The organism is Paenibacillus sp. DP01 (assembly GCF_044784315.1).
Lineage (GTDB): Bacteria > Bacillota > Bacilli > Paenibacillales > Paenibacillaceae > Paenibacillus > Paenibacillus polymyxa.
The window spans coordinates 3,633,972-3,647,433 of record NZ_CP173059.1 but is presented as its reverse complement, the minus strand read 5'-3'; the positions used below and the strand labels follow the sequence as shown (position 1 = coordinate 3,647,433).

At 48.3% G+C, this 13,462-nt stretch carries 1 protein-coding gene; it reads left to right on the top strand.

Features of this window, described 5'->3' with window-relative positions; translation table 11 throughout:
• Positions 1-50: 50 nt before the first annotated feature.
• Positions 51-13,457 carry an SDR family NAD(P)-dependent oxidoreductase gene (locus ACH59B_RS16000; RefSeq protein WP_404302080.1) on the top strand — a complete coding sequence of 4,469 codons (13,407 nt, stop codon included), beginning with the start codon at positions 51-53 and terminating at the stop codon, positions 13,455-13,457.
• Positions 13,458-13,462: the final 5 nt, after the last annotated feature.

Here is a 13,462-nt window from a genome sequence, read left to right as displayed (position 1 = left end):
ATTGCCGACACGATATTCGTCCTATTTCATACGGCTAGGAGGGCATTTTTATGGATCCAAAAGATATTTTTCGTGCGGTACAAACAGGGGAAATAAATTCTGAAGATGCCGAAGCACGATTGCGCCAATTGATGGGCGGGCTTTCGGATGAATCTTTGGAAGAATCATTGGAAGTCCGGTCACAGGAATCAACTTCAGAGGAATTGTCTCTTTCGCTACAGCCATTGGACAGCTTTCACGGACCGGAGAAGGAGAGCAATGGCGAAACGGAAGTGCCGCCTGTGGTTCAATTGCAGGAATTTGAGCATGGCATTGTTCTGTTAACAATGAAGGATACCGTGCACAAAAATACATTTTCCGATGAACTGATTGTGGGCCTGAACCAGGCGTTCGCTACGGTGCAGGCTAACGAGAATTATAAAGTTGTGATTCTGACGGGATATGACACCTATTTTGCCACAGGGGGTACGCAGGAGGGATTGCTGGCCATTCATGAGGGAAAGGCGAAATATAGCGATACCAATGTTTACAAGATTGCACTGGATTGCAAGCTGCCAGTCATTGCTGCTATGCAGGGACATGGGATTGGCGCGGGCTGGTGCATGGGGATGTTTTGCGATTTTATCGTGATGAGTAGAGAAAGTATCTACACTACTAATTTTATGAAATACGGCTTTACTCCCGGTGCGGGCTCAACCCTCATTTTTCCTGAAAAGTTCGGAGTTAGCATGGCGCAGGAAATTTTATTCACTGGTACTAGATATAGCGGTTCAGAACTGGAGTCCAAAGGGACTCCTTTTCCTGTTCTGCCGAGAAATGAAGTGGTACCGTACGCAATGCAGCTGGCAAGGAAACTGTCCGAGTCGCCAAGAGAGTCATTGATTGAGCTGAAAAACCATATGGCTCAGCCGATTAGAGAAAAGCTGGCGGCTACGATTGAGAAAGAAATAAAAATGCAGGACAAAACGTTTGTGAATCAGCAAGAGGTCAAGGAACGGATTCAGACGGCCTACGGACAACTTCCGAATAGCGATGGTACGCACAAACCGCTCAAGCAGGCGGATATGAAAAAATCTGTGCCCAGTATGCCGCATGGTCAGGAGAAGGATTCTATCGCAGTTATTGGCATGGCGGGGCAGTTTCCCAAATCCAAGACATTGGCTGAGTTCTGGGATAACCTGGCTCAGGGCAGGGATTGTATATCGGAAATTCCTTCAACACGCTGGTCCATTGACGAATATTATGATACTGATCCCAAGGCTGAGGGGAAAACCTATAGCAAGTGGATGGGTGTGCTAGAGGATATAGATCGATTTGACCCGTTGTTCTTTAATATATCTCCTGCGGAAGCAGAGATGATGGACCCTCAACAGCGTCTATTTCTGGAAAGTAGCTGGAAATGCATTGAAGATGCTGGATTGAATCCAGCCTCACTGTCAGGGAGCCGTTGCGGTGTTTTTGTAGGTTGTGCAGCTAGTGATTATGGAAGGTCCATGAGCGGACAGGGATTGAATGCGCAGGTTCTTATGGGAGGATCACCTTCCATTTTATCGGCCCGGATTTCGTATTTGCTGAATTTGAAGGGCCCTTCTCTGGCGATTGATACCGCATGCTCTTCCTCTCTGGTAGCTATAGCTGAAGCTTGCAACAGCCTTGTTTTAGAAACAAGCGATCTTGCTTTGGCGGGCGGAGTAATGATCATGGCAGGGCCAGGGATGCATGTCATGACCAGCAAAGCAGGAATGCTGTCCAAGGATGGACGATGCTTTACTTTTGACGCCCGTGCAAACGGGTTTGTCCCTGGAGAAGGGGTTGGCGTTATTTTATTAAAACGGCTCTCTGATGCAATCAGGGACAAGGACTCCATCTATGGAGTTATCCGGGGATGGGGAATGAACCAGGATGGGAAAACCAACGGCATTACCGCTCCAAGTGTAAATTCACAGATTTCGCTTGAAAGTGAGGTTTACCAGCGGTTCAATATTAATCCTGAAACGATCTCTATGGTAGAGGCCCATGGGACAGGTACCAAACTGGGCGATCCGATCGAAGTGGAAGGGCTTACCGAAGCTTTCCGATCCTATACGAACAAAAAGGGCTATTGCGCGCTGGGATCGCTGAAAAGCAATATGGGACATATGCTAACAGCGGCCGGAGTAGCTGGCATAATGAAAGTGCTCCTCGCCATGAAACATCGGCAATTGCCGCCAACCATCAATTTTGAATCCCTAAATGAACATATTTCTTTGGAGGAAAGCCCGTTTTACATTAACACTGGGCTACAAAAGTGGGAGTCCAAACCGGGGATACCTCGACGTGCAAGCGTCAGTGCTTTCGGGTTTAGCGGTACTAATGCGCATATGGTTATTGAAGAATATGTGCCTGTAGCCTCTGAGGTGAAGCTGAACCCAGTCGATCAAGATAACCCAGTGCTATTTGTACTTTCTGCCAAAAGCGAACAAGCCCTGAAATCCTATGCCGCCGACATGATGGAATTTGTTAAATTGCACGAAAGCACTAAGCTGTCAGACCTGACTTATACCCTGCAAGTGGGCAGAGAGGCTATGAACTGGCGCCTCGCGTTTTTGACAGATTCAAGAGAAAATCTGATCCATGAGCTGGAACATTTTGTGAATGGCAACTCGTCGGACAAGGTGTTAACTGGACAAGTGGACGATGCTAGAGGCGAAATTGAACTTTTTGATTCTGACGAAGATACTGGAACCCTCGTTCGGACCTGGCTTCAAAATAAAAGACTTGATAAAGTAGCCAAATTATGGACTAATGGCGCAACTGTTGAATGGGATGCACTTTATGGAGCAACCAAGCCCCAGCGAATCAGTCTGCCGACCTATCCTTTCGAGAGGGAACACTATTGGTTGTCTGAGACAGACATGGAGCAGGAGAATATAAACCCGGCTATGACCGCCCAAATTCACCCTTTGTTGCATCAAAATACTTCCGATCTCTCCGGGCAGCGCTACGACTCCACCTTTACAGGCCGGGAATTTTTCCTAGCAGATCACCGAGTCATGGGCCAACCGACATTACCTGGGGTGGCTTACCTTGAAATGGTGCGAGCGGCCGTCGAAGAAGCAGCAGGAGATGTCATGGAGGGTGAGACCCGTATTCAACTGAGAAATGTAGTATGGGCTCAGCCCATCGTTGTAGCTAACAATCCGATCAGGGTACACACCAGCCTATATCCTCAGGACGATGGAGCGATTGCGTTTGAAATATACAGCGGGGGGGAAGAAGACGCCGAAAATATTATACACAGCCAGGGGATAGCTGTGTTGGAGAGAAACAGTGAGCCGCAGTACCTGGACCTGAATGTTTTACAGGCAGAATGTATTCACAGTTCACTATCTTCAAGCCAATGCTATGAAGCTTTCAGAGCTATGGGAATAGACTATGGCCCGGGACACCAGGGGATCGAGACCATCTTACGGGGAAAGGATTTCGTGCTGGCAAAGCTGTCCCTTCCATCCAATGTATCTCATACTCAAAGTGAATTTGTATTGCATCCGGCTTTGATGGATTCAGCCTTGCAGGCCACAATCGGCTTGGTGATGGATCGGGAAGAACATGTGTCTGAAGGCAACCTCTCGGTACCCTTTGCCTTGCAGGAACTGAAAATATTCGAAAAATGCACTTCTGTGATGTGGGCACGGATTTCCAGACAAGCGAGTGAGGAGACACTAAATGGATTGAGCATAGTACATATCGATCTCTGCGACGAGAGCGGAAAGATTTGTGTGCAGCTCAAAGGGCTCTCATCCAGAGAACTGGAAAAAGGAGCAGGGCAAGCAGATTTCGTCGAGAATGTGGGCACACTCATGCTGGAGCCGGTCTGGGAGGAGGAGGCAGTCCTTGCAGGAGAGAACGCGTTCAAAGATATACGGCATATTGTGATCCTGTGCGAATTTGAAGGTATTTCCAGAAAGGATATTGCAGCTCGTATGGATGGTACTCGCTGCATTGTTTTACAGTCATCGAGTAATGACTTGGATGCGCGGTTTGAAGACTACACTATTCAGATATTTGAAGAATTGCAAAATATAATGCTGGATATACACAAACAAAAAACTTTGCTGCAAATTGCAGTCCCTGCCCGAAATGACCAACAGGTTTATTCCGGGTTCTTTGCCATGCTGCAAACCGCCCAAAAAGAAAACCCGAATGTCATGGGTCAACTGCTAGAGCTTGATGCCAAGGATGGCCCTGAGGGGATTATTGCAAAATTACAAGAGAACCGTTACGGCCAGTACGGCGAACGAATACGATATCATGGCGACAAGCGACAGGCTTTAAAGTGGCAAGAAATTGAAACCTTGCGTGAAGATGCAGCCCAGCCATGGAAAGATGGAGGGACCTATCTCATCACTGGCGGTCTAGGCGGCCTGGGACTGATTTTTGCCAGAGACATCCTGTGTAATGTGAAAGACTCCACCGTCGTACTGGTAGGACGATCACCTCTGTCAGCGGATAAACAGACCTTGTTAAGCGAATTGGAAGCGCTGGAAGGTCATATAGAGTACAGACAGGTGGACGTGGGTCAAAAGGAAGCGGTCACCGAGTTAATTCATGGCATCGTCGAGCAATATGGCGGTCTTAACGGTATTTTACACACAGCAGGAGTGATACGGGACAACTTCATCATCAAAAAGACGATAGAAGAAGTTAGAGAAGTGCTGACTCCCAAAGTCTCAGGGTTGATCCATCTGGATCAGGCCAGCAACTCCCTGCCTCTGGATTTCTTTATCCTGTTTTCTTCCGGCGCCGGAAGTGTTGGCAATGTAGGACAGGTTGACTACTCTGCTGCCAATGGCTTTATGGATGCTTATGCTTCTTATCGAAATGCTTTGGCGGCAGGCAAGCAACGCCAGGGGCACACGCTGTCGATCAACTGGCCGTTGTGGAAGGACGGTGGGATGCATGTCGATGGGGAAACGGAAAAGGCAATGCAAGGTCTGGGCATGATTGCCATGGAAACAGAGAGTGGAATAAAGGCTTTGTATCAAAGCTTATCTTCCGGTAAAAGCCAGGTTATGGTTATCGAAGGATATCCTCAAACGATTAAGACGGCCATTCTGGGACAGCCTTCAGGAACAGAGATTTCAGGCCGTTCCAGAATGGAAGATGGGGAAGCCTCGATTATCGGCGAAGAATGGCTAAGAGAAAAAGCTGAAGACTATTTGAAAACATTGCTTTCGGCTGTAATCAAGCTGCCAGCTGAAAGTATAAATGTAAATGCGCCTATGGACAGGTATGGGATTGATTCCATATTGGTCATGCAGCTCACAAATGAATTGGAAAAAACGTTTGGCTCACTGCCGAAGACATTATTTTTTGAATATCATAATCTCCGCTCATTAACTGGATATTTCCTTGAATCGCACCATGGCCGGCTGGTAGACGTTTTAAAAGCGCAGGAGAAGAATGCGGCTCCTCATAAAGTGGCGAACGAACCTGCAAAAGCAGCAATAGAGCCTTTGGCTCCGATCGCTGCGAGTCGCAGACGTCCATGGCCTTTCCCGACAGGTACGCAGCCCCATCAGGAAGAGAAGGGCTTGGACATTGCCATTATAGGGGTATCGGGAAGATATCCGGGGGCAGCAGGTATCCAGGAGTTCTGGAAAAACCTAAGGGATGGGAAGGACTCCATCACTGAGATTCCCAAGGAGCGTTGGGACTACAGTCTGTACTTTAATGAAACTAAAGGGAAGCCCGGGAAAACCTACAGCAAGTGGGGAGGGTTCATCGATGGGGTGGACTGGTTTGACCCGTTGTTTTTCAACATTTCGCCAAGAGAAGCGGAAACGATGGACCCTCAAGAGCGCCTTTTCCTGGAATGTGTGTATGAAACCATAGAGGATGCGGGCTATACGCGCGAAACTCTTGGTGCAGACCGGGGACTTGGCGGCATGGAAGGCAATGTTGGCGTTTATGTCGGAGTAATGTATCACGAATATCAGCTTTATGGAGCCCAGGAACAAGCCAAAGGGAATATGCTCGGGCTTCTCGGGAATGCTTCGGCGGTTGCCAACCGTGTATCGTATTTTTGTAATTTTCATGGACCAAGTATCGCTGTGGATACCATGTGCTCTTCGTCACTGACAGCAATCCATATGGCCTGTCACGGACTGCAGCATGGAGAATGTGAACTGGCGGTTGCAGGGGGAGTCAACGTTTCCGTCCATCCTAACAAATATCTATTACTAGGACAGGGAAGCTTTGCATCAAGCAATGGGCGGTGTGAAAGCTTCGGACAGGGTGACGGATATGTGCCAGGAGAAGGAGTCGGGGCTTTGCTGCTCAAGCCGCTGGCCAAAGCTATAGCAGATGGAGACCGGATATATGGCGTCATAAAAGGTACTGCAGTGAATCACGGAGGAAAAACCAATGGATATACTGTACCCAACCCCAACGCACAGGCTAGCGTGATTGGGCAGGCTATTCAGGAGGCGGGAATCAACCCTAGAACCATTAGCTATATAGAGGCGCATGGGACAGGAACTCCTCTGGGTGATCCGATTGAAATTGCGGGCTTACAAAAGGTGTTCCGGGAATATACCAGAGACAAGCAGTTCTGTTCAATCGGGTCTGCCAAGTCTAATATCGGACATTGTGAGAGCGCAGCCGGTATTGCCGCAGTGACAAAGGTGCTGTTGCAGTTGAAATATAAACAATTGGTGCCTTCACTGCATTCAAGCAAGTTAAATCCCAACATCGATTTTAGTGATAGTCCTTTTAAAGTACAGCAGACATTAGAGGAATGGAAAAGACCTGTCGTATCCATGGATGGTGAAATCAAGGAGTATCCAAGGTTGGCAGGAGTCTCGGCCTTCGGGGCAGGCGGATCTAACGCGCATGTGGTAATTGAAGAGTACATTCCAGCAGAGACTACTCAGCTGCAAGCTGCTCCTGCGTCTCTTCATCCTGCCATGATTGTGCTATCGGCCAAGAACAGGGAAAGGCTGAACGAGCAGGCGCAAAGATTGCTATCTGCCATTAGAGAGCTGAATGACCCGCGTATAGGTCTCGCAGATATCGCCTACACGCTGCAGATCGGACGAGAAGCGATGGAAGAACGGCTTGCGATCATCGCCACATCCATCCAAGAGCTGGATTGGAAATTGGAAAGCTTCCTGCTGGAAAAGGAAGGTATAGAAGAACTGTATAGAGGACAGGTAAAGCGCAACAAAGGAGTATTGGTCACTCAGGAAATCGATGAGGATATGGCTAAAATGGTGGGTGCATGGGTGAGCAAAGGTAAATATGGAAAGCTCGCCGAGCTTTGGGTGACAGGACTGCTGTTGGACTGGAACAGGCTTTATGGGGAAAAGAAGCCTCACAGAATTAGTTTGCCAACCTATCCTTTTGCCAGAGAAAGCTATTGGGTGCCCGTAAACCAGGTAAAGGGCGATGGCTTGATAGCCGCTCTGAGTCAGTCTACATTTTTGTCCCCTTTACTGCATCACAACACTTCAAACTTCTTGAAGCAGCGGTTCAGCTCAACGTTTACAGGCGAGGAATTTTTCCTCAGAGATCATACGGTAAAAGGCCAACGGATTCTACCAGGCGTCGCTTATCTTGAGATGGTGCGGGCGGCTGTGGAACGCTCTATAGGAGATGAGGACAACTGCACAACAGGAATCCGGTTGAAAAATGTAAACTGGATTCGGCCAATTGTGGTCGAAGATCAGTCATTCCCAGTACACACAGGCCTATTTTTGGAAGACGCGGGAAAAATCAGCTTTGAGGTATATAGTAAGCAAGCAGGAAGCGATATCGGACATACCGTGCACAGCCAGGGCAATGCGGTGCAGTTTAACGTGGAACAAAAGCCAGTGCTTAACCTAGAGGCATTACAGGCAGAATTTGATCTACACGGATTTGAGGGGGAGCGTTGCTACGATATCTTCCAAAAAATTGGCATGGATTACGGCCCAGCCTTCAGGTGCGTGGAGAAAGTGTATACACGTCCGGGCAAGGTACTGGCCAAGCTGGCATTGCCCTCCGTGCTCTCCGATTCGGCTGACAGCTTTGTTCTTCACCCTAGCCTAATGGATGCGGCCTTGCATGCATCCATTGGATTAATCATGGGTCAAGATGGAGAGCTGCCGGACAGCACAGTACCCAATACGCCTTCTATGCCATTCGCCCTTCAAGAGATCGAAATCCATGGGGCATGCACCCAGAATATGTGGTCGTTGATTCAATACAGCGAGGGCAGCAAGAGAGAGGACAAGGTACAGAAGCTCAATATCGACTTATGTGATGAGGAAGGGAACGTTTGTGTCAGAATAACGGGACTATCCACCCGAGCGCTGGACGGAGATATCCGCACTGAGCATGCACAAGGCGTAGTTGCAGGAGATCATGCCGCCGATCCGCTTGTAGGAGCTGTCATGCTCATCCCAAAATGGGACCCCGTTGCGCTTAAAAAAGAATCAGCTTTCCCATCTTCGACAGACCGAATGGTCATTGCAGGTGGTACGGACAAAGATAGACAGGCCATCCGGGAATATTATCCGAAGGCGCATTTTTTGGAGCTGCAGGCGCAGGATTCCATAGAAACGGTTGCCTCAAAGGTTGAAGAATATGGAGCCGTTGACCATATACTGTGGATTGCACCTACGATTTCTGTCGAATCGGTCACTGCTGAATCCTTGATTGAGGAACAGGAGCCCGGAGTCTTGCTCTTCTTTAGAATGGTCAAGGCGCTGCTCCTGCTGGGGTATGGGACGAAAAAGCTAGGCTGGACCACCATAACCACCCAGGCTCAGTCGATCGATCAGGACGATACAGTCCACCCGGCCCACGCAAGTTTGCATGGGTTGGTAGGCACGATGGCCAAAGAATATCCGAACTGGAAGGTTCGTATCATAGACCTGCAATCCGACTATGACTGGCCGTTATCCGAACTATTTACGCTGCCTTCAGACCGTCAGGGACGGATGTGGGTTTTCAGAGGCGGTCAGTGGTATCGCCAGCAGCTGATTCCGTTTAAGCAGACTCCAGGCTCAAAAGGACAGACGCTGTACAAAACCGGAGGCATCTATGTGGTTATCGGTGGTGCAGGCAACATCGGAGTGGCGTGGAGCAAGTATATGGCTTCGACCTATCAGGCCCAGATGGTGTGGATAGGCAGAAGGCCAAAGGACGCGTCCATCCAGGCTAAATTGGACGAATTTAAAGGCCACGGACCTGTTCCATACTATATTACGGCAGATGCAGCAGATGAAAGGTCGCTGCAGGGGGCATATGAGGAGATAAAGCAGCGGTACTCCAAGATCAACGGCGTAGTCCACTCTGCCATTGCCTTTTTGGAGAAGGGTTTGGAAGATTTGACGGAGGAAGAGCTCCGGTCCGGGCTTTCGGCAAAGGTCGATGTGAGTGTGCGCATGGCTCAGGTCTTCCAAAATGAACCGCTGGATTTCGTGTTGTTTTTCTCTTCCATTATTGCCTATGTAAAAAATCCCGGACAAAGCAGCTATGCTGCCGGATGTACCTTTAAGGATGCGTTTGCGCAGCGGCTTTCACAGGAATGGCATTGCCCGGTGAAAGTCATGAACTGGGGATACTGGGGGAACGACGAGAACAATGCTTCCCAAGACAGGCAGCAAGAGGTGGAAAATTACTCAAAACTAGCGCAGATCGGCGTCGGACTTATTGAGCCTCAAGAGGGGATGGAGGCACTTGAGACGTTGCTTGCTTCACCATTGAATCAAGTAGGGCTGATGAAGACAACAAAACATTTAGATTTGGAAGGGACTAATCCGGCGGAAGCCATTGGCCTATATTCGCACAACACGGATCCCGATCTTCGGGATATACAAGAAAGTATGGCTGCAGTAATCAAATCAAAAGACCAGTTTGCCGAGGATTATGCGGCAGAGGATGCTGGCAGCCTGCAGGAAAAGGAATTGGAACACCTTCTGGGCAAGCTGTTGCAGGAGCAGCTTTGGTCCATGGGGCTGTCAGGGACAGATCATCAGTCTGTTGACGAGTTCAAACATAAGCATGGACTGCCTGAGTTATACGGCAAATGGCTAGGTGAGAGTGTAAAGATTTTGGCACGGCTGAATGATGCTCTTACAGATGGAAATGCTTCCAGCCCGGCTTACCGAGAGGATGTCTGGCAGGAATGGGAAGAGCACAAGCATACATGGAAAAAATATCCGCAGATGCGGGCGAGGGTACATTTGGCTGAGACAACGCTGCGGGCCTTGCCTGAAATTATTACCGGCCAATGTCCTGCAACGGAAATCATGTTCCCCAATTCCTCGATGGAATTAGTGGAAGGGATTTATAAAGACAGTCTGGTAGCTGACTATTTTAATGAAGTTCTTTCCGATACGATCGCCGCCTATGTTCAGCAGAGAATTATGAGCGACTCTGCTGCAGAAATCAGAATTCTCGAAATCGGAGCAGGCACCGGAGGAACCAGCAACACCGTATTCCTCAAATTACGGCCATATTGCAAACACATTCAGGAATATTGTTATACCGATATTTCGAAGGCCTTTTTGATGCATGCGGAAAAAGAGTATGGGCCAGACAATCCGTACCTTAGTTATCGAATCTTTAATGTGGAAGAACCTATTGCTGGACAAGGTATTGATGCGGGTAAATATGACATTGTCATTGCTGCCAATGTACTTCATACGGCCAAAGATATTCGTCAGGCATTGCGTAATGCGAAAGCGGTTTTGAAAAGCAACGGCCTGCTTCTATTAAATGAACTCATGGGCAGCAGCATATTTACCCACCTTACCTTCGGATTGCTGGATGGCTGGTGGGCTTATGAGGATTCGGAGTTGCGTATTCCCGGCTGCCCTGGACTTTATCCTCACGTATGGAAAAGCGTATTGGCCAAAGAAGGCTTTCACACAGCGTTCTTCCCGGCACAGGAGGCGCATGATTGGGGCCAGCAGATCGTTGCAGCCCAAAGCGATGGCTTGGTTCGGCAAAAGCGACAGCCAAAGCAAAAATCCCTATCGGTAGAGAATAGAACCGTTGAAGCAGGATCAATAAAACAATCAGCTCAGCCCAAAAGAGAGGCAGTACAGGCGGAATCAGCGGAATCAGAAAATGTGCTGCGCAGCAAAAGTACGGCCTACTTTAAAAATTTACTTGGCGAAACCCTAAAAATGGAACCGGGAAGCATCGACTCTACGGTTGCCCTGGAAGAGTACGGGATCGACTCGATATTGGTTGTGCAAATCACCAATGTGCTGCGTGAAGTGATCGAGGATTTTGCCAGCACCCTGTTTTTTGAGTACAACACCATAGATGATCTGGTAGCGTACCTGCTTCAAACGCAAAAGGATTCGTTGAAGAAGCTGGTAGGTATGAAGGAGACAGAGATGAGCGAAGAAACTTCCAGAGTGGAAGAAGTCCCTGCTCCACAGGTAGTCGATATTGCCCCGATGAGATTTGCACAGAAAGGACGCTTCCTTAAGCCGTCTGTCAGCAAAGGTGAGAAGCCGAAGGAGCACTCCTCTAATATCAGAGATATTGCGATTGTGGGCTTGTCCGGGCGCTATCCAGGAGCTCGTAATGTAGAGGAATATTGGAACAACCTAAAAGAGGGTAAAAACTGCATCACTGAAATTCCGAAAGATCGTTGGGATTGGAAGACCTACTTTGACGAAGAAAAAGGAAAACGAGGTACCATCTATACGAAATCAGGCGGCTTTATCGAGGGAATCGATTTATTTGATCCACTATTTTTCAAGATTTCTCCTGCAGAAGCCGAAACTATGGACCCGCAGGAACGGCTCTTTCTGGAAGCTGCATATGCAAGTATAGAGGATGCCGGATATACCCCTGCCAATCTTTGTGAGAGTCGTAAAGTGGGCGTATTCGCAGGCGTGATGAATGGAAATTACGGTTTGGGACCTCAATACAATTCCATTTCCAATCGGATATCCTATCATTTGGATTTCCAAGGTCCAAGTATGACCATCGATACCGCTTGTTCCTCCTCATTGACGGCTATCCATCTAGCTTTGGAAAGTCTGTATAGCGGTATCAGCGAGTGCGCTATTGTCGGAGGGGTCAATTTGATCGTAGACCCAATCCACTATATCAAGCTGTCAGCGATGACGATGCTTTCGAAAACTGGCGAATGTAAGTCGTTTGGAGACCAAGCGGATGGATTCGTTGATGGGGAAGGCGTCGGCGCTATCGTGTTAAAGCCGCTGGAGAAGGCTATTGCAGACGGTGACCATATTTATGGTGTCATCAAAGGGAGCATGCTCAATGCTTCAGGTAAAACCAGTGGTTATACCGTGCCTAGCCCTCAAGCTCAATCTCAACTGATTGAGGATGCGCTACGGCGTTCGAATGTTGATGCAAGAACCATCAGTTATATTGAAGCCCATGGAACCGGCACGGCTTTGGGAGACCCTATTGAAATTGCCGGATTGACCAGGGCTTTTGAGAAATTCACACAAGACAAGCAGTTCTGCGCCATAGGTTCGGTCAAATCCAATATTGGTCACACCGAGAGCGCAGCAGGCATTGCAGGAGTAACTAAAATATTGCTGCAGCTTAAGCATCGCCAGTTAGTACCGTCCTTACATTCTAGGAAGTTGAATCCTGAAATTCATTTCAGCAATACTCCTTTTGTCGTTCAGCAGAATCTAGAAGAATGGAAGAGACCGGTAATTACAACCGATGGAATCACTCAGGAGTGTCCGAGACGGGCTGGAATATCGTCTTTCGGTGCAGGTGGGGCCAACGCTCATATCGTGATTGAAGAGTATATTCCCGAGGTTCAGGAGCCATCAGGAATAGAACCTGCTTCTCAGGGACCTGCGATGATCGTGCTATCAGCCAAGAGTGAGGAGCAGCTTAAGGAAAAAGGACGACAGCTGCTTGAGGCTCTTCAGGGTCAGCTATCCTCGGCCAGCATATTGGATATTGCCTATACGCTCCAGGTGGGACGCGAACCGATGGAGGAGCGTCTAGCCATGCTCGTGGATTCGATCACAGATCTTGAGGAGAAATTAAAGGAATTTGTGGACGGACGCCACAGCATGCTCAACCTGTATAGAGGTCAAGTAAAACGCAACAAAGAAGCGTTGTCCATTTTTACGGGGGACGAAGACCTGCAACAACTGATTGAACATTGGATTTCCAAAAGGAAATATACAAAGCTTCTGGAGCTGTGGGCCAAAGGGCTAAATTTGGATTGGGAAAAAGTTTATACGGGGAAGGTACCTCACCGTATCAGCCTGCCAACCTACCCATTTGCAAAAGAGCATTATTGGACTTCGGATAGCAAGGATCAATTAAAAGCCCACGCATTACTGTCGCAAAATGAAAGCAATGTAGATTTTGATGATCAATTGTGCGGCAGACTCTTGGATGAAATGATGAACGACGCCATGTCTGTTGATGAGGCCGCCAATGAAATCTTCAATATATTCATACGTAAATGAGAAGT